Annotated in this window: 16 protein-coding genes; 5 read left to right on the forward strand and 11 right to left on the reverse strand. The window is 71.0% G+C overall.

The features are described 5' to 3' along the window. Window positions 1-68 precede the first annotated feature (68 nt). The 3 genes from ACIBK3_RS29995 to rimP form a co-directional block, all read right to left on the reverse strand. A complete protein-coding gene (locus tag ACIBK3_RS29995; RefSeq protein ID WP_078918801.1) occupies window positions 69-350 on the reverse strand; it encodes a YlxR family RNase P modulator in 282 nt (93 codons plus the stop codon). A 115-nt stretch (window positions 351-465) separates the two neighbouring features. After that, window positions 466-1,452, reverse strand: a complete 987-nt coding sequence (gene nusA, locus ACIBK3_RS30000) for a transcription termination factor NusA (RefSeq protein ID WP_399370545.1) — start codon at window positions 1,450-1,452, stop codon at window positions 466-468. A 2-nt stretch (window positions 1,453-1,454) separates the two neighbouring features. Then, complete coding sequence (gene rimP / locus ACIBK3_RS30005) at window positions 1,455-2,000, reverse strand: ribosome maturation factor RimP (protein ID WP_399370546.1); 546 nt, start codon at window positions 1,998-2,000, stop codon at window positions 1,455-1,457. A gap of 227 nt (window positions 2,001-2,227) precedes the next feature. Here rimP and ACIBK3_RS30010 point away from each other — a divergent pair, with 227 nt between their 5' ends. Genes ACIBK3_RS30010 through ACIBK3_RS30020 form a run of 3 tightly spaced genes read left to right on the forward strand, consistent with a single transcriptional unit; the run spans window position 2,228 to window position 4,167 of the window. Next, window positions 2,228-2,764 (forward strand): hypothetical protein, encoded by a 537-nt coding sequence (locus ACIBK3_RS30010; RefSeq protein WP_399370547.1) that lies wholly within the window; start codon window positions 2,228-2,230, stop codon window positions 2,762-2,764. Further along, window positions 2,761-3,222, forward strand: a complete 462-nt coding sequence (locus ACIBK3_RS30015) for a ferritin-like domain-containing protein (protein WP_399370548.1) — start codon at window positions 2,761-2,763, stop codon at window positions 3,220-3,222. The genes ACIBK3_RS30010 and ACIBK3_RS30015 overlap by 4 nt, the downstream gene beginning before the upstream one ends. Window positions 3,223-3,270: 48 nt before the next feature. Beyond that, entirely contained in the window at window positions 3,271-4,167 is an 897-nt protein-coding gene (locus tag ACIBK3_RS30020; RefSeq protein ID WP_399370549.1) for an aminoglycoside phosphotransferase family protein, read from the forward strand. Between the two features lie 40 nt (window positions 4,168-4,207). On the opposite strand, the gene ACIBK3_RS30025 is transcribed toward ACIBK3_RS30020, so the two are convergent. The 7 genes from ACIBK3_RS30025 to ACIBK3_RS30055 all read right to left on the reverse strand — a co-directional run bounded on the left by ACIBK3_RS30025 (window position 4,208) and on the right by ACIBK3_RS30055 (window position 13,654). Then, window positions 4,208-5,908, reverse strand: a complete 1,701-nt coding sequence (locus ACIBK3_RS30025) for a proline--tRNA ligase (RefSeq protein ID WP_399370550.1) — start codon at window positions 5,906-5,908, stop codon at window positions 4,208-4,210. Between the two features lie 72 nt (window positions 5,909-5,980). After that, a complete protein-coding gene (locus ACIBK3_RS30030) occupies window positions 5,981-6,511 on the reverse strand; it encodes a GNAT family N-acetyltransferase (RefSeq protein WP_399370551.1) in 531 nt (176 codons plus the stop codon). 82 nt (window positions 6,512-6,593) lie between these two features. Further along, on the reverse strand, window positions 6,594-7,442 hold the full coding sequence (locus ACIBK3_RS30035; RefSeq protein ID WP_399370552.1) for a GNAT family N-acetyltransferase: 849 nt from the start codon (window positions 7,440-7,442) through the stop codon (window positions 6,594-6,596). Between the two features lie 247 nt (window positions 7,443-7,689). After that, on the reverse strand, window positions 7,690-8,847 hold the full coding sequence (ispG, locus tag ACIBK3_RS30040) for a flavodoxin-dependent (E)-4-hydroxy-3-methylbut-2-enyl-diphosphate synthase (RefSeq protein ID WP_398655485.1): 1,158 nt from the start codon (window positions 8,845-8,847) through the stop codon (window positions 7,690-7,692). A gap of 169 nt (window positions 8,848-9,016) precedes the next feature. Next, on the reverse strand, window positions 9,017-10,309 hold the full coding sequence (locus ACIBK3_RS30045) for a M50 family metallopeptidase (protein WP_399370770.1): 1,293 nt from the start codon (window positions 10,307-10,309) through the stop codon (window positions 9,017-9,019). Window positions 10,310-10,317: 8 nt separating this feature from the next. Continuing rightward, window positions 10,318-11,613 (reverse strand): 1-deoxy-D-xylulose-5-phosphate reductoisomerase, encoded by a 1,296-nt coding sequence (gene dxr, locus ACIBK3_RS30050; protein WP_399370553.1) that lies wholly within the window; start codon window positions 11,611-11,613, stop codon window positions 10,318-10,320. 103 nt (window positions 11,614-11,716) lie between these two features. Next, window positions 11,717-13,654, reverse strand: a complete 1,938-nt coding sequence (locus tag ACIBK3_RS30055; protein WP_399370554.1) for an acyl-CoA dehydrogenase family protein — start codon at window positions 13,652-13,654, stop codon at window positions 11,717-11,719. 468 nt (window positions 13,655-14,122) lie between these two features. Here ACIBK3_RS30055 and ACIBK3_RS30060 point away from each other — a divergent pair, with 468 nt between their 5' ends. Together ACIBK3_RS30060 and ACIBK3_RS30065 are read left to right on the forward strand one after the other, a co-directional pair. Further along, complete coding sequence (locus ACIBK3_RS30060) at window positions 14,123-15,139, forward strand: LacI family DNA-binding transcriptional regulator (protein WP_399370555.1); 1,017 nt, start codon at window positions 14,123-14,125, stop codon at window positions 15,137-15,139. A gap of 208 nt (window positions 15,140-15,347) precedes the next feature. Beyond that, window positions 15,348-17,408 (forward strand): TIM-barrel domain-containing protein, encoded by a 2,061-nt coding sequence (locus ACIBK3_RS30065; RefSeq protein ID WP_399370556.1) that lies wholly within the window; start codon window positions 15,348-15,350, stop codon window positions 17,406-17,408. A gap of 243 nt (window positions 17,409-17,651) precedes the next feature. Here the strand turns inward: ACIBK3_RS30065 and ACIBK3_RS30070 are convergent, their stop codons facing one another. Further along, entirely contained in the window at window positions 17,652-18,365 is a 714-nt protein-coding gene (locus tag ACIBK3_RS30070) for a hypothetical protein (RefSeq protein WP_399370557.1), read from the reverse strand. Between the last annotated feature and the right edge of the window lie 44 nt (window positions 18,366-18,409).

Consider the following 18,409-nt stretch of genomic DNA (forward strand, 5'->3'; position numbering starts at 1 on the left):
GGGGTACCAGGGCCGCACGGGGTTCCGTACGACACTCCTTGCGGTGTTGCCTGCACAGCGAGAGCTGCTCAGCAACCTTCTGTCTGCTCGACGTACCGGCGCAACGCCATTACGTCGAGCGGGCCCGGGACGCGCAGCGCCCTCGGGAACGCCCGGCGGCGTACCGCCTGGTCGAGACAGACCGAGACGGGGTGTACATACGCACCCCGGCCGGGCAGCGTACCGCGTGGATCGGGGACGCATGCGTCCTTGATCGCCACGGTCCGCAGCAGTTCGGTCCTGGCCGCTCGCTCCCGGCACCCCACACAGGTGCGTTCAGGGCATGCTCCGGTCCGCGTCCGGCCAGACACTCTTAAGTCTACCTCCCCGTAACGACCTCACCCCTTTGGGGCAGGAATCGAACGGTTGTTGTCGTGATCTCAGCGACCTGCGGCTTGGATCTATTCCCCCAGCCGCCCGCCCGCCCTACTCGCCGGGCTGTTCGGTGTCCGGACGGATGTCGATCCGCCAGCCGGTCAGCCGGGCCGCGAGGCGGGCGTTCTGCCCTTCCTTGCCGATTGCCAGCGACAGCTGGTAGTCGGGGACGGTCACCCGCGCGGAGCGGGCGGCCATGTCAACGACCTCGACCTTGGACACCCGGGCGGGTGACAGCGCGTTCGCCACCATCTCGGCCGGGTCGTCCGACCAGTCGACGATGTCGATCTTCTCACCGTTCAGCTCGCCCATGACATTGCGCACCCGCCCGCCCATCGGGCCGATGCAGGCGCCCTTGGCGTTCAGCCCGGAACGGGTGGACCGGACGGCGATCTTCGTACGGTGACCCGCCTCGCGGGCGATGGCGGCGATCTCGACGGACCCGTCGGCGATCTCCGGCACCTCCAGCGCGAAGAGTTTCTTCACCAGATTGGGATGTGTACGGGACAGGGTCACGGACGGACCGCGCACCCCCTTGGCCACCCGGACGACATACGACCGAAGCCGCATCCCGTGCTGGTACGTCTCGCCGGGGACCTGCTCCTGCACCGGCAGGATGGCCTCCAGCTTGCCGATGTCCACCAGCACGTTCTTCGGGTCGCGGCCCTGCTGGACCACACCGGTGACGATGTCGCCCTCACGGCCCGCGTACTCGCCGAGCGTCGCGTCGTCCTCGGCGTCGCGCAGCCGCTGCAGGATGACCTGCTTGGCGGTGGTGGCGGCGATACGGCCGAAGCCGGACGGGGTGTCGTCGAACTCGCGGGCCTCCTGGCCCTCCTCGAGGTCGTCGGGGTCCTCCTTCGCCCACACGGTCACATGCCCGGTCTCCCGGTTGAGCTCCACGCGCGCGTGCCGGCGGCTTCCCTCGGTGCGGTGGTAGGCGATGAGGAGGGCCGACTCGATCGCCTCGACCAGCAGGTCGAAGGAGATCTCCTTCTCCCGCACCAAGCCCCTCAGGGCACTCATGTCGATGTCCACGGCTACGCCTCCTCCTCTTCCATCATGTCGTTCGCGTCCTGTTTGTCGTGCTGTTCGTGCTTGTCGTGCTTGTCCTTGCGGTTGAACTCGACCTGCACACGTGCCCTGTCGATGTCCGCGAAGGCGATTCTGCGGGTGGTGGCCTTACGGCCCTTCACACCGGGGATCTCCACGTCCAGGCCCTCGTCGTCGACCTGGAGGATCCGGGCGACCAGTTCGTCGCCCTCGTGCAGCTGGAACTTCACCAGCCGGTCGACAGCGCGTACGTAGTGCCGGTGCTCCTTGAGGAGGCGCTCGGCGCCGGGGGTTCCGACCTCCAGGGTGTACTCGCCCTGCCCCATCGCGTCCGTCTCGTCGAGCTTCGCCGAGAGCGCGCGGCTCACATCGGCGATCTGGTCCAGATCCGCACCGGTGTCGGAGTCGACGACGACGCGCAGCACCCGCTTGCGTCCGACGGAGTCCACCGCGATCTCCTCGAGATCGAGGCCCTGGGAGCCGACGAGCGGTTCCAGAAGTTCTCGCAGCCTCTCGCTCTGGGTGGTGCTCATCCGGGTGACTCCTCGGCCGCGTGTGCTGTTGTGGGTTGGTCGCGTGTCTGGTGAAAGGGTATCGGGTCGCGGGGGGTGTTGCCGTCCACCGGGGCGCCGGCGGGCGCCGGTGCGGGCTCGCGCGGTGCCGATGAGTGGCGGCGGGCGGGCGCGCGGGTACCGTGATCATCGGCGGGGCCGGACCTGCCCGCCCGTATGTTCGTACGAGCCCCCCGAGGACGTCTGCCGTGCCGTACCCCCCACCGTCGCGCACCCCCCTGGGGCCGCGAAGAAGAGCGCTGCTCGTCTCGGCCGCAGGGGCCGCCCTGCTCGCGGGCTGCTCGTCCGGGACCGAGGAGTCCGAGGAGAGCGCGGGCGGCACTCCGTCGGTGGCCGCGCGGGCACGCGCGCGTGCGGCCCGGGACAGCCGGGGCCTGGCCGAGCGGTACGACCTCGTCCTCGCCGCCCACCCCGCGCTGGCCGACCGGCTGGGGCCGCTGCGCGCGGAGGTCGCCCGGCACACGGAGGCCTTCGGCGGCACCCCGGCCGCCTCTGCCGAGCCGTCCGGAACCTCCCCCGCTCCGTCGCCCTCCGTTTCCCCGCCGGCCGCCGTACCGGGGAACGAGAAGGACGCCCTCGCCGATCTCGCCGCCGCCGAACGGGCCCTCGCGGACCGGCGGGCGAAGGCGCTGCTCGGACTGCCCGGCGAGCTGGCACGACTGCTGGCCTCGGTGTCGGCCGCCGGCGCGGCACACGCGTATCTGCTGACGGAGGGTGCGAAGTGAAGGACCGCGAGCTGACCGCCCTCCAGACGGCGCTGGCCGCCGAGCACGCGGCGGTCTACGGCTACGGCGTCGTCGGCGGACGGATCCGCCCGGACCGCCGCACGGAGGCGAAGGCGGCGTACGACGCCCATCGCGCCCGGCGGGACGCGCTGGTCCGTGAGGTGCGGGACCTGGGCGGGACACCGGTGGCCGCGGCGCCGGCGTACGCGCTGCCCTTTCCGGTGCCGGACTCGGCGGCGGCGGTTCGGCTGGCCGCCGAGTTGGAGGACCGGGTGGCCGGGGTGTACTCGGATCTGGTGCGGTCGGCCGAGGGCGAGCTGCGGGGCACGGCGACCGCGGCGCTGCGTGAGGCGGCGGTGCGGGCGGTGCGCTGGCGCGGCGAGAGCGTAGCCTTCCCTGGGCTCGCCGAGCGGGACCGGGCCGCTTCGGCACCGGCGTCGGGGACGCCCACCGCATAGGACGTACGGCTGTACGGCTGGACACAGACGGAAGGGAACGGCTCGGGTATGGCTTTCGAACCGCCGCCGCGTCTGGTGAGAGCTCTCGGTGAGACGGCACCGGACGCCGACGGCTGGCTGGAGAAGCTGCCCGAGGCGGCCCGGCAGGCCGTCGCGCTGCGCGAGTTGACCGTCGAGCGGGTGCAGGTGCCCGGTGGCCGCAGCAGTCTGGTCGTGCTGGTGCGGCGGCCGGACGGGACGCCCGCGGTGCTCAAGCTGGCCCCGCCCCGGGCGCGCCCGGAGAGTGAGCGGGCCGCGCTGGTCCGCTGGGCCGGTCTGGGTGCCGTACAGCTGATCGAACCCCTGACCACCGAAGGGGTGCTGCTGCTGGAGCGGCTGCATCCGGATGTCTCGGTGAGGTCGCTGTCGGAGGCGAAGGCGCTGCTGGAGGCGGCGGGGACACTGCGGCGGCTGTGGGTGGAGCCCGGGGACCATCCCTTCGAGACGGTGGCCGAGCGGACCGGGCGGCAGGCCGAGGCGATGCGGGCACGTGCAGCCGCCGACGCCGAGGTGGCGCCCCTGGTGGACGCCGCGCTCGCGGCCCGCGAGGAGCTGTTGGCCGCGCCGCCCGAACAGCGGCTGCTGCACGGGACGTTCCGGCAGAGCAAGGTGCTCGCCGGTGAGCGGATGCCGTGGCTGGCCGTGGGACCCGACCCGGTGGCCGGCGAGTGCGCCTTCGATCTGGCGCGGCTGGTGCGGGACCGGGTGGAGGACCTGATCGCCTCACCGTCGGGCGCGGCGACCACCCGGCGGCGGATCAAGCGGCTCGCGGAGTCCCTGGACGTGGACCAGGAACGGCTGCGGGGCTGGACGCTGTTCCGAGCGGTGGAGTCCGGCGTGCGGGCGCGCCGGGTCGGGCGTCCGCAGGATGCCGAACTGCTGCTGGAGTTCGCGGGCTGGCTCTGACTCCTCTGCCGGAAGCGGTCAGGCGTCAGCCGTCAGGCGGTCAGGCGGTCAGGCGGGCGATCGCCTCCTCGACCGTCAGCTCCTCACGCTCACCGGTGCGGCGGTCCTTCAGCTCCAGGACGCCCTCGGCGGCACGCCGGCCGGCCACCAGGATCTGCGGTACGCCGATCAGTTCCGAGTCGGTGAACTTCACGCCCGGGGAAACGCCGGCCCGGTCGTCCACCAGCACGCGGACACCGGCCGCCGCCAGCTTGCCGGAGACGTCGAGAGCCAGCTCGGTCTGCAGGGCCTTGCCCGCGGCGACGACGTGCACGTCGGCCGGGGCGACCTCCTTGGGCCAGCACAGTCCCTTGTCGTCGGCGGTCTGCTCGGCGAGGGCCGCCACCGCACGGGAGACGCCGACGCCGTACGAGCCCATGGTCACGCGGACCGGCTTGCCCTGCTGTCCGAGGACGTCGAGCTTGAGGGCGTCGGCGTACTTGCGGCCCAGCTGGAAGATGTGGCCGATCTCGATGGCCCGGTCCAGCGTGAGGCCGGTGCCGCACTTCGGGCAGGGGTCGCCCTCCTGGACGACCACGACGTCGACGTACTGGCCGACCTCGAAGTCACGGCCCGCGACGACGTTCTTCGCGTGCGTGTGCTCCTTGTTGGCGCCCGTGATCCACGCGGTGCCGGGGGCCACCCGCGGGTCGGCGATGTACGTCACCTTCTCCAGTCCCTGCGGGCCGACGTACCCGCGGACCAGGTCGGGGCGGCCCGCGAAGTCCGCCTCGGTGACCATCTCGACGACCGCCGGGGCGAAGTGCGCCTCGACCTTGTCCAGGTCGACCTCACGGTCGCCGGGCACACCGACGGCGACGATCTCGCCGTCCACCTTCACGAGGAGGTTCTTCAGGGTCGCCGACGCCGGGACGCCGAGGGAGGCGGCGAGGGTCTCGATGGTGGGGGTGTCGGGGGTCGGGATCTCCTCGGCGGCTGGCACGCCGGCCGCGTCCACCGGCTTCAACTCGTACGTGATCGCCTCGGTGTTGGCCGCGAAGTCGCAGTTCGGGCAGTCGGCGAAGGTGTCCTCGCCGGCCTCGGCCGGGGCGAGGAACTCCTCCGACTTGGAGCCGCCCATGGCACCAGCCGTGGCGGCGCAGATGCGGTAGTCGAGGCCGAGGCGCGCGAAGATCTTCTGGTAGGCCTCGCGGTGCAGGGCGTACGAGTGGGCGAGGCCCTCGTCCTCCAGGTCGAAGGAGTAGGAGTCCTTCATCAGGAACTCGCGGCCGCGCAGGATGCCGGCACGGGGGCGGGCCTCGTCACGGTACTTGTGCTGGATCTGGTAGAGGATCACCGGCAGGTCCTTGTAGGAGGACGCCTGGTCCTTCACCAGCAGGGTGAAGATCTCCTCGTGGGTGGGGCCGAGGAGGTAGTCGCCGCCCTTGCGGTCCTGGAGGCGGAACAGTTCGGGGCCGTACTCGTCCCAGCGGCCGGTGGCGTCGTAGGGCTCACGCGGGAGCAGCGCGGGGAGCAGCACCTCCTGGGCGCCGATCGCGTCCATCTCCTCGCGGACGATGCGCTCGATGTTGCCGAGGACCTTCTTGCCGAGCGGCAGCCAGCTCCACAGACCCGCGGCGGTGCGGCGGACGTAGCCGGCCCGGACGAGCAGCTTGTGGCTGAGGACCTCGGCGTCCGCCGGGTCGTCGCGCAGCGTCTTCGCCATCAACTGGGACATGCGCTGGACCGGTGCGTTCGCCATGGTTCTCGTACTCCTGCAACGTAAGGGTGATGGCAGGAGGTTAACCGGGGGGTCCATCCCGGCGGTAATCGGTTAACGGCGGCGGAGCGGGAGCGGGGCGCCCATCACGGCGTACGGCTTCGGGGCGCTGGGGAACAGGACCTGGCGGGCCAGGTCCTGGTAGCCGAGGGAGCGGTACAGGCCGCGGGCGGGGCTGTCGGTGTCGATCGCGGAGAGGATCGAGCGGGGTTCGTCGGCGGTGTCCGTGATCGTGGTGATCAGGGACCGGCCGATGCCGCGGTTCTGATGGCGCGGGTGGACGTGCAGCTCGGTGATGACGAACGAGTCGTCGAGCCAGTCGTCGTGGCCGCGCGCTCGGAGGTACGGCTCGACGACGGTGGACCACCAGTGGCCGCGGTCGTTCGGCATGCCGTACACGAAGCCCACGAGGCGTCCGGCCTGGGTGGCGCCGAAAGCGCGGGCGCCGGGATAGGTCATGTGGCGCAGGACGATCTGACGGCGTACGGCCACCTCGTCGGGGCCCAGGCCGAAAGCGATGGCTTGGACGGCTAGGGCCTCATCGACGTGGGCGGACAGGTCCAGGGGGCCGATGACGAGGTCCATGGCGGGGAGCCTACAGGGGGGTTTCGGTCGGCTGCCGAGTGCGGGTGACCTGTGGAGGTCCGCCGGAAGAGGACGGACTCCGTCAGAAGAGAACGCTCGTGAACGCGCCGATCTCCTGGAATCCCACCCTTCTGTACGTCCTTCTCGCCGCCGTGTTGAAGTCGTTGACGTACAGGCTCGCCACCGGGGCCACGTCCGCCAGGGCGTAGCGCAGGACCGCGGCCATGCCGGGCGCCGCCAGGCCCCTCCCCCGGTACTCCGGGGCCACCCAGACGCCCTGGATCTGGCACGCTCGGTCCGTCGCGGCGCCGATCTCCGCCTTGAAGGCGACCTTGCCGTTCTCGTCGAGGCGGGAGAAGGAGCGGCCGGCGCCGACGAGTTCGGCGACCCGGGCCTGGTAGAGGAGGCCGCCGTCGCCGGCCATCGGGGAGACGCCGACCTCCTCGGTGAACATGGCCACGCACGCCGGCATGATCGTCTCCATCTCGTCCTTGCGTGTGCGGCGGACGTGCGGATCCGGGGCGATGTCGGTCGGCATCCGGTCGGTGACCATGAGGGGCTGGCGGGCGCGGACCTCGCGGGCGGGACCCCAGCTGGGTTCCAGCAACCGCCAGAGCTGGGTGGTGGGTTCGGCGGGGCCGACGATGGAGGAGCAGCGGCGGCCGGCCCTTCTCGCCCGGTCGGCGAAGGCGCGGACGGCACGCGGGGTGGCGCAGATCGGGACCAGGTTGGCGCCCGCGTAGCACAGGGACGTCAGCATGCCGTCCTCGTACCAGCCCCACATCTCGCCGCCGAGCCGCCATGGGTCGAGGCCGGCCACCTGGACCCGGGAGGTCACGAAGGCGTTCGCGACCGGCTCGCGGTCCAGGACGGCGAGCGCGGCGTCCAGGTCGCTCGGTTCGAGGACCCGGGAGGTCGTCTGGGTCAACACGGGCGGGGCCTCACACTGGGGTTCTGCTGATCTCCGCACTGTACCTGCGGAAGCTGGGCAGCGTCGCCGGGTGTTCTGGTTGCCGCTCGCTCAAAAGTGGCCCTGGGATGCCGTGCCCCCGGGGGCTGCCGCCCCCAGACCCCCGCTGTCGGCCCTGAAGGGGCCTCGTCCTCAAACGCCGGACGGGCTGGACGCAGCCGACCGGCGTCGAAGGCGCTCTGCCGTCCCGCCGGTCCCGCCCGTCGCGTCAGCCCGCCACCGACACCGACGGTTCGCCCGACGCGACGCCGTCCGTCTCCATCTGCTCGGCCAGCTTCATGGCCTCTTCGATGAGGGTCTCGACGATCTTGGACTCGGGGACGGTCTTGATGACCTCGCCCTTGACGAAGATCTGACCCTTGCCGTTGCCTGAGGCGACGCCGAGGTCTGCCTCGCGGGCCTCGCCGGGGCCGTTGACGACGCAGCCCATGACGGCGACGCGCAGCGGGACCTCCATGCCGGTGAGGCCGGCGGTGACCTCTTCGGCCAGCTTGTAGACGTCGACCTGGGCGCGGCCGCAGGACGGGCAGGAGACGATCTCCAGGCCGCGCTGCTTGAGGTTCAGGGACTCCAGGATCTGGTTGCCGACCTTGACCTCCTCGACCGGCGGGGCGGAGAGGGAGACGCGGATCGTGTCGCCGATGCCCTGGGAGAGGAGCGCGCCGAAGGCCACCGCCGACTTGATCGTGCCCTGGAAGGCGGGGCCGGCCTCGGTCACGCCGAGGTGCAGCGGGTAGTCGCACTGGGCGGCGAGCTGCTTGTACGCCTCGATCATCACGACCGGGTCGTTGTGCTTGACCGAGATCTTGATGTCCCGGAAGTCGTGCTCCTCGAAGAGGGACGCCTCCCACAGGGCGCTCTCGACGAGCGCCTCGGGGGTCGCCTTGCCGTACTTCTGGAGCAGGCGCCTGTCCAGAGAGCCCGCGTTGACGCCGATGCGGATCGGGGTGCCGTGGTCCTTGGCGGCCCGCGCGATCTCCTTGACCTTGTCGTCGAACTGCTTGATGTTGCCGGGGTTCACCCGCACCGCGGCGCAACCGGCCTCGATGGCAGCGAAGACGTACTTGGGCTGGAAGTGGATGTCCGCGATGACCGGGATCTGGGACTTGCGGGCGATGGTCGCGAGGGCGTCCGCGTCGTCCTGGGTGGGGCAGGCCACCCGCACGATCTGGCAGCCGGAGGCCGTCAGCTCGGCGATCTGCTGGAGGGTGGCGCCGATGTCGGACGTACGGGTCGTGGTCATCGACTGCACGGACACCGGGGCGTCACCGCCGACCGCCACGGTGCCGACCTGGATCTGCCGGCTCCTGCGGCGCTCGGCGAGCTTGGTCGGAACGGACGGCATGCCGAGAGAAATCGCAGTCATCTGCTGTGCAACCCCAAGTCGTGGATCAAGGTCCAGGTCCCGTCAGCGGCGGGCTCCAGGCTTCGAGATTACGGCACGTGCGACAGCGCGAGCACATCACTGCCGCCAAACCCACCCAATGGCGGCGGCCCGGCATGGAGCATGCCGGGCCGCCGGGAACGCCGGATGGCTAGGAGATTCTCACCGGGTTAACGACGTCGGCGATCAGCACCAGGATCGTGAAGCAGATGAAGATCCCCGCGACGACGTAGGCGACCGGCATCAGCTTCGCCACGTCGAACGGGCCGGGGTCGGGTCGCTTGAGCACCTTCGCCAGGTTGCGGCGCAGGGCCTCCCACAGGGCGCCCGCGATGTGGCCGCCGTCGAGCGGCAGCAGCGGGAGCATGTTGAAGAGGAAGAGAGACAGGTTGAAGCCGGCCACCAGCATCAACGCCATCGCCAGTTGCTGGGTGGGCGGGATGTCCAGGGTGAAGATCTCGCCGCCCACGCGGGCCGCGCCGACCACGCCCATCGGGGAGTCGGGTTCGCGCGGGCCGTCGCCGAAGGCCGCGCTCCACAGGGCCGGGATCTTGCCGGGCAGGGCGGCGAGGGAGTCCACGGCGTCGCCGACGCGGTCCCCCATCCAGGTCACCGAGTCGCCGAAGTCCTGCTTCACGATGCCGGTGGCGGCGCTGAAGCCGAGGAAGCCGGCGTTGACGTACTGCCCCTGGACGTACTGGCCGCTGGAGTCCTTCTTGGCGACCTGGTTGTCGGCGATCTTCGCGTGCAGGGTGAGCTGCTCGCCCTTGCGGTCGACGACGATCGGCACCTCCTTGCCGGGGTTGGCGCGGATCAGGTCGGACAGCCGGTTCCAGTCGTCCGTCGTGACTCCGTCGAAGGAGACGATCTTGTCGCCCGCCTTCAGGCCGGCGGCAGCGGCCGGGGAGGCCGGGTCGGACTTCTTGCAGTCGTCGCGGTTCTCGCTCTGCGCGATGACGCACTTCGAGACCGAGCTGACGGTGGTGGTCTGCTGCGAGATGCCGAAGCCCATGAGGACGGTGAGGAACAGCGCCACCGCCAGGATCAGGTTCATGAAGGGGCCCGCGAACATCACGATGACCCGCTTCCACGGCTTGCGCGTGTAGAAGAGGCGGTTCTCGTCACCCGGCTCGAGCTCCTCGAAGGCGGCCGAGCGGGCGTCCTCGATCATGCCGCGCCAGGGCGAGGTGGAGCGGGCTTCCAGGCGGCCGTCCGGGCCGGGCGGGAACATGCCGATCATGCGGATGTAGCCGCCGAACGGGATGGCCTTGACGCCGTACTCGGTGTCGCCCTTCTTGCGGGAGAAGACCGTCGGGCCGAAGCCGACCATGTACTGCGGCACGCGGATGCCGAAGATCTTGGCGGTGGACAGGTGCCCCAGCTCGTGCCACGCGATCGACACCAGGAGGCCGACGGCGAAGAGCACTATGCCGAGGATGAACATCAGGGTCGTCATGCACGGGCCTCCGCCGTCTGTGCCGTCAGTTCCCGGGCCCGGGTCCGCGCCCAGGTCTCCGCTTCGAGGACGTCCGCGACGGTGAGCGAGGTTCCCGCGCGCGGGGTGCCGTGCTCGTCCACCACCCGGGTCACGGTCTCCATGATCCCGTTGAACGGCAGCGCGCCGGCCCGGAAGGCCTCGACGCACTCCTCGTTGGCCGCATTGAACACCGCGGGGGCCGTGCCCGCGAGCTGTCCGACGCGGCGCGCCAGGCCGACGGACGGGAACGCCTCGTGGTCGAGCGGGAAGAACTCCCAGGTCGACGCCTTGCTCCAGTCGAAGGCGGGTGCCGCGTCGGGGACGCGTTCGGGCCAGCCCAGGCCGATCGCGATCGGGCCGCGCATGTCGGGGGGTGTCGCCTGGGCGATCGTGGATCCGTCCGTGAACTCAACCATCGAGTGGACATACGACTGCGGGTGCACGACCACCTCAATCCGATCGAAGGGAATGTCGTAGAGAAGGTGCGCCTCGATGACTTCCAGGCCCTTGTTGACGAGGGTCGCGGAGTTGATCGTGATCACCGGGCCCATGGCCCAGGTGGGATGCGCGAGGGCGTCCTCGACGGTGACGTCCGCCAGTTCGGCCTTCGTACGGCCGCGGAAAGGGCCCCCGGAGGCGGTGACGACGAGCTTGCGCACGTCGGCCCTGGTGCCGGAGGCCAGGGCCTGGAACAGCGCCGCGTGCTCGGAGTCGACCGGGATGATCTGGCCCGGCTTGGCGAGGGCCTTGACCAGGGGGCCGCCCACGATGAGCGACTCCTTGTTGGCGAGCGCGAGGGTGCGGCCCGCCTCCAGGGCGGCGAGGGTCGGGGCGAGGCCGATGGAGCCGGTGATGCCGTTCAGGACGGTGTGGCACTGCGAGGAATCAGCGGCGGCGAGCTGGGTGGCCGCGTCCGGTCCGGCAAGGATCTCGGGGAGCGGCTCTCCGGGGCCGTACTGGGAGCTCAGGGCCTCACGCAGAGCCGGTACGACGTCCTCACGGGCGACCGCGACGGTCCGCACCCGGAGCCGGCACGCCTGCTCGGCCAGAAGCGCGACCCGGCCGCCGTTGGCCGAGAGCCCGGTGACCCGGAACCGGTCGGGGTTGCGCAGCACGAGGTCGATGGCCTGGGTGCCGATCGAGCCGGTGGAGCCGAGGATCACCACGTCCTTCGGGCCGGTGCCGGCGACCGGGTCGTGGACGAGGTGCGGGTCGGCGAGGGCAGACGGGGCATCCGCCCCGCGCCCTGTGGGGGCTGGACTGTCGCTCATCCCCCCATTGTGGCCGCACAAGGCTGTGCGCAGGACAGCGCGTCCCCCTCCCGGGGGGCGCGCGAGCCGGCGGGCGCGCCCGCCCGCCGGCCCGTGACACCGGTCAGCGGATCGGCCGGTGCACGTTCTCCCGCCTGCTCGGCCCCGGTGTCGCGTCCGCGATCCACGGGCCGTCACCGGACGGGTCCACGATGCCCTCCTCCAGCCACTCGTACGTGCCCGACAGCACACCCTTGACGACCGTGCGGTCCAGGTCGTCGGTGTTGGTCCACAGGCGGCCGAAGAGTTCCTCGACGCGGATGCGGGCCTGGCGGCAGAAGATGTCGGCGAGCTGGTAGGCCTCGCGCCCGTGGTCCCCGTTGCCGCGCAGCAGCTCGGCGCGGACGCAGGCCGCGCTCATCGCGAACAGTTCCGCGCCGATGTCGACGATCCGGCCCAGGAAGCCCTGCTTGGTCTCCATCCGGCCCTGCCAGCGGGACATGGCGTAGAAGGTGGAGCGGGCGAGTTTGCGGGCGGTGCGTTCGACGTAGCGCAGGTGCGGGGAGAGATCGATCTCGCGCTTGAACTCGTTGTACGAGGTCGGGAGCTGGCCCGGTCCGGCGACCAGCTTGGGCAGCCACTTGGCGTAGAAGACGCCGGCCTGGGCGCCTGCCTTCGCCTTGTCCGAGAGGGACTTGTCGGGGTCGATCAGGTCACCGGCGACGGACAGGTGGGCGTCGACCGCCTCGCGGGCGATCAGCAGGTGCATGATCTCGGTGGAACCCTCGAAAATGCGGTTGATGCGCAGGTCGCGCAGGATCTGCTCGGCTGGGACCCCACGCTCGCCGCGCGCCCGCAGGGACTCGGCCGTCTCGAAGCCGCGGCCGCCCCTGATCTGGACCAGTTCGTCGGCCATCAGCCAGGCCATCTCGGAGCCGTAGAGCTTGGCGAGGGCGGCCTCGATACGGATGTCGTTGCGGTCCTCGTCCGCCATCTGGGAGGAGAGGTCCACGACGGCCTCCAGGGCGAACGTCGTCGCCGCGATGAAGCTGATCTTCGAGCCGACCGCCTCGTGGAACGCGACCGGCTTGCCCCACTGCTCGCGGGCCGCCGACCACTCGCGGGCGATCTTCAGACACCACTTGCCGGCGCCCACGCACATCGCGGGCAGCGACAGGCGGCCGGTGTTGAGGGTGGTGAGCGCGATCTTCAGGCCCGCGCCCTCGGGGCCGATGCGGTTGGCGGCGGGGACCCGGACCTGGTGGAAGCGGGTGACGCCGTTCTCCAGGCCGCGCAGGCCCATGAAGGCGTTGCGGTTCTCGACGGTGACGCCCTCGGAGGCGGACTCGACGACGAACGCCGTGATGCCGCCCTTGTGGCCCTCGGACCTGGGCACCCGGGCCATCACGACGAGCAGGTCGGCGACCACGCCGTTGGTGGTCCAGAGCTTCACCCCGTCGAGGACGTAGTCGTCCCCGTCGGGCACGGCGGTGGTGGCCAGGCGGGCCGGGTCGGAGCCGACGTCGGGTTCGGTCAGCAGGAACGCCGAGATGTCCGTGCGGGCGCAGCGCGGCAGGAAGGTGTCCTTCTGCTCCTGGGTGCCGAAGATCTTCAGCGGCTGCGGGACGCCGATCGACTGGTGGGCGGACAGCAGCGCGCCCACCGCCGGGTTCGCGGAGCCGACCAGGGCGAGGGCCTTGTTGTAGTAGACCTGCGAGAGGCCCAGGCCGCCGTACTTGGTGTCGATCTTCATGCCGAGGGCGCCGAGGTCCTTGAGGCCGTCGATGACCTCGTCGGGGATGCGGGCCTCTCGTTCGATCAGCGCGCCGTCGATCTTCGTCTCGCAGAAGTCGCGCAGCTTGGCGAGGAACTCCTCGCCGCGCTGGGCTTCCTCGGTGGCCGGCATCGGGTGGGGGTGGATGAGGTCGAGCCGGAAGCGGCCCAGGAACAGTTCCTTGGCGAAGCTGGGCTTACGCCAGTCCTGTTCCCGGGCGGCCTCCGCGACCTGGCGCGCCTCACGTTCGGTGACGGCAGGTCGGGAGGGGGTGGGTGGAGCGGACATGGGGGCTCACCTCGCCGCGAATCGGGATCTTCGGACCGTTTGGTTACCGACGGGTGCTACCCGATCGTATGTACCCGATCCGGGCCGCCCCCACCACCCCTCGCGGTCCGTTCGGCCGATGCCGGCCGGCCGGTCGCCTCCAAAGGTCCCGCCGCATGGCCCCGCACGGCCGGTCGTGGTAGGCAGGGACCCCGACGCCACGCGGAGCGGTGACACCGGGCCGGGTGACCCGGGCCCGGTGCCGCCGTCGGCTCCCGTCCGGAAGTCCGCGCCGCGCAGGCCACACTGAAAAGGGTGCGTGGAAGAGGAGGGGTGCGCAGAAGAGTCCCAGTCGAAGCAGAGTCTTAGTCGAAGCGCTTCGACAACCTATGGACACCCACCTCCAGTGGAGCTACTGTCGAACCACTCTCACCCGCCCTTGTTCGCACTGCGCACTGTCGAAGCGCTTCACAAAGCTTGGAGAGCTGGATGGTCACCCTCGCCGAGGTCGCCCAGCACGCCGGAGTCTCGGCGAGCACGGTGAGCTATGTCCTCAGTGGCAAGCGGTCCATCTCCACGACCACCCGGCAGCGGGTCGAGCAGAGCATCCGCGAACTCGGCTACCACCCGAACGCGGGCGCCCGTGCCCTGGCCAGCAACAAGTCGAACATCATCGCGCTGATGATCCCGCTGCGCACCGACATGTACGTGCCGGTGATGATGGAGATCGCCATCGCGGTGGCCACCACCGCCCGCACCCATGGGTACGACGTCCTGCTGCTCACCGGCGAGGAGGGGCCCGACGCCGTGCGCCGCGTCACCGGCAGCGGGCTCGCCGACGCGATGATCCTGATGGACGTCGAACTCGACGACGAGCGGCTGCCGTTGCTGCGCGGCACCGACCAGCCGTCCGTGCTGATCGGGCTGCCCGCCGACACCACCGGCCTGACCTGCGTGGACCTCGACTTCAAGGCGACGGGCGCACTGTGCCTGGAGCACCTCGCGAAGCTCGGCCACCGTGACATCGCTGTCATCGGCGAGGCCCCGGCCGTCTACGAACGGCACACCGGTTTCGCCGAGCGCACCCTCGACGGACTGCGGTCCCGCGCCCAGGAGCTGGGCGTACGGCTGCTGCACCGGCCGTGCGACGGCGGGTACGACGCGATGGCCGTGACGTTCGCCCGGGTGCTCGACGAACGCCCGGGCACCACCGGGTTCGTGGTGCAGAACGAGTCGGCGGTCGAACCGCTTCTCGCCCTGCTGCGCCAGCAGGGCCGGGCCGTGCCCGAGGACGTGTCGGTGGTGGCGATCTGCCCGGACCAGGTCGCCGTGCAGGCCTCGGTGCGCCTCACGTCCGTCGCCATCCCCGCGCAGGAGATGGGCCGGCACGCCGTGGAACGCCTGGTCGCCAAGCTGGAGGGCCACGGCGCCGACGAAGTCGTGCTGCTCGCCCCCGAGCTGACGGTCCGGACGAGTACCGGACCGGCTCCGGCCGCCGCTTCCTGACCCGCGTTCACCCGACCCGCCTTCACCTGACCCGCCTTGGCCCGACCTGCCTCTGCCCTTGGCCCGACCTGCCTTTCCTGATCTGCCCTTCCTGATCTGCCTTCGGTCGCGCACGTCGCCCCGCCGGGGCACCGCCATGCCCGCACTCCGCTGTCCGCTGTCCGCTGTCCGCACTCCGTCGTCTGCCCTCCTTCAAGGAGCACCCCACGTGAATCAGCCTGCCGAAACCCAGCCCCTGGCCGGAGGTCAGTCCCAGGTCAGCCTCGCGCAGTCGTCACCCACCGTCGGCACCTTCCGGGAGCGGGACGGCGCGCTGGAGTGGAGCGGCCGCCAGGAGACCGTGCGGATCGAGCCGTGGGGGCCGGACGCGGTCCGGGTCCGGGCCCGGCTCGGCGGCCCGGTTCTGGAGGGGCTGCCGGGCGCGCTGCTCGACGAGTCTCCGGTCACCGAGTCCACCGTCAAGATCGAGCACGGTCACGGCTCGCTGACCGTCGGCGCGCTGACCGTCGAGGTGAGCGCCGAGGGCCTGATCCGCTTCCTGCGCACCGAGGACGGCTTTGAGGTGCTGGCCGAGGAACGCGCCCACTTCTGGTGGCCGGGCTCGCGCCTGTACACCGCCGTCGGCAACGGCCACCACCGCCTGGAGCAGCGTTTCGCCGCCTACGAGGACGAAAAGCTGTTCGGTCTGGGCCAGCACCAGCACGGCCGCCTCGACCAGAAGGGCCTGGTCCTGGACCTGGTCCAGCGCAACGCCGAGGTCGGCATCCCGGTCCTCACCTCCAGCCGCGGCTACACGCTGCTGTGGAACAACCCGGCGATCGGCCGCGTGGAGCTGGCCGGCAACGGCACCCGCTGGGTGGCGGACTCGGCCCGCCAGATCGACTACTGGATCACCGCGGGCGCCCCCGCGAAGGCCCAGCGCCACTACAGCGCGGTGACCGGCCGCACCCCGATGCTCCCCGAGTGGGCGGCGGGCTTCTGGCAGTGCAAGCTGCGCTACCGCACCCAGGACGAACTCCTCGCCGTGGCCCGGGAGTACAAGCGCCGGGGCCTGCCCCTGTCCGCCATCGTCTGCGACTTCTTCCACTGGACCCACCTGGGCGACTGGAAGTTCGACCCGAAGGAGTGGCCGGACCCGGCGGCGATGGTGCGCGAGCTGGAGGAGCTGGGCGTGAAGCTGGTGGTGTCCGTGTGGCCGTCGGTGTCCCCGCTCTCCGAGAACCACCAGCTCATGGAGCAGCGCGGCTACTTCATCGGCACCCAGTACGGCCCCATGGCGCACGCCGACTGGCCGGACAAGGAGGTCGCCTCCACCGTCCAGGTCGCCTTCTACGACGCCACCAACCCCGAGGCCCGTGACTTCCTCTGGTCGCGCATCCAGCGCAACTACCTGGAGCCGTACGGCATCACGGCCTTCTGGCTGGACGCCTGCGAGCCGGAACTGAAGCCGGGCTTCTCGGAGAACCTGCGCTACTGGGCGGGCCCGGGCCTGGAGGTCGGCAACATGTATCCGGCCGAGAACGCCCGCACCTTCCACGAGGGTCTGCTGGCGTCCGGCGAGGACGAGGTGATCACCCTCAACCGCTCGGCGTGGGCGGGCAGTCAGCGTTACGGTGCCGCCCTGTGGTCCGGTGACATCGGCACCGACTTCCCCACCCTGCGCCGCCAGATCGCGGCCGGTCTCAACACGGCCCTGTCCGGTATCCCCTGGTGGAACACGGACATCGGCGGCTTCCACGGCGGCGACCCGGACGACCCGGCGTACCAGGAGGTCATGGTCCGCTGGTTCCAGTTCGGCGCGCTGTCCCCGCTGATGCGTCTGCACGGCTTCCGCGACCCGGGCATGCCGCTGGGCCCGGAGATGACCGGCGGCCCCAACGAGGTGTGGTCGTACGGCGAGGAGGCCGGCGCGATCCTGGAGAAGTACCTGCGGCTGCGCGAGCGCCTGAAGCCGTACGTCCTGAAGGTCATGGGAGAGGCCCACGAGGAGGGCCTGCCGGTCATGCGCCCGCTGTTCCTGGAGTTCCCCGAGGACCAGGCGGCCTGGTCGGTCGACGACGCCTACCTCTTCGGCCCGGACCTGCTGGTCGCCCCGGTGCTCACCGCGGGTGCCACGGCCCGTACGGCGTACCTGCCGGCGGGCGCGACCTGGACGGACGCGTGGACGGGTGAGACGTACGAGGGCGGCACGACCGTCACGGTCGACGCCCCGCTGGACCGCATCCCGCTGTTCCTGCGGGACGGGGCGCGGCTTCCGGTAGCCCGGTAGCCGCGCCGGACGCGGGGGGGGGGGGGGGGGGGGGGGGGGGGGGGGGGGGGGGCGGCCCCCGCCCCCGGGGGGGGGGGGGGGGGGGGGGGGGGGGGGGGGGGGGTGGGGGTGGTTTGTGGGGGGCCGCGGGCGCGGCGGGGGAGGCGCCGCTCCTGCCGCCCCCCCGGCGCCCGCCCCGCGCGCCCCCGCGCGCCGCCCCGCGGGGGGGGCGCCCCCCCCCCCACTGCCGCGTGGTCAAGCGGGTCAGCTGCTGCTGACGGTCAGGTTGTTGGTGGTGAAGTTCAGGCCGCCGGACGACGAGGTGATCTCGAAGCCGAACTGGACGTCACCGATGGTCTCGTTGCCGAACCAGCCCTTGGTGTCCTTGATCCACTTGAGGATCGGCAGGATGTTCACGGAGCCGGAGGACGAGTTCGAGGTGCGCACGAAGGAGAACACCTCGTTCGCCCCGTTGGTGCCCTTGTAGACGGTCCAGGTGTGACCGCCGAGCGTCACGTTCCCCTGCGAGGTGCCGAGGGGGCCGACGGCTCCGGTCTTGTTGACCCAGAGCATGATCTCGTAGTCGTAGTCGGTGTCCCAGATGTCGTACGACGTGTTGTACGCGCCGGACGACGGGACCGAGACGTTGTAGTTGCTGGAGAGTGAACCCAGTGAGGTGATCGACTTGTTGATCACCTTCTTGGAGTTCGGGTAGGACTTGATGCCGCCGGTGTTGGGGTGGTTGGCGTTGACGCCCCAGTTGGTGCCGGAGTTGGCCCAGATGCACTGGCTGCCGGCGCCGGAGCCCCAGATGTTGTTGTAGAGCGTGTAGCCGTTCAGGGTCGTGTTGCCCCACTGGTCGCAGGTGTTCCAGACGGCGGCCGAGGCGGGGGCGGAGGCGAGAGAGACGGTGGCGCCGATGGCCATCGCCGGGGCCAGCACGGCCATGGTGACCTTGCGGAGTGTGTGCAGTGCCATGGTGTCCCTTCCATGGGTGGGGGGAATCGCGGGGGGATGGTGTG

Source organism: Streptomyces sp. NPDC050287, assembly GCF_044459385.1.
In the GTDB taxonomy this organism is placed as follows: domain Bacteria; phylum Actinomycetota; class Actinomycetes; order Streptomycetales; family Streptomycetaceae; genus Streptomyces.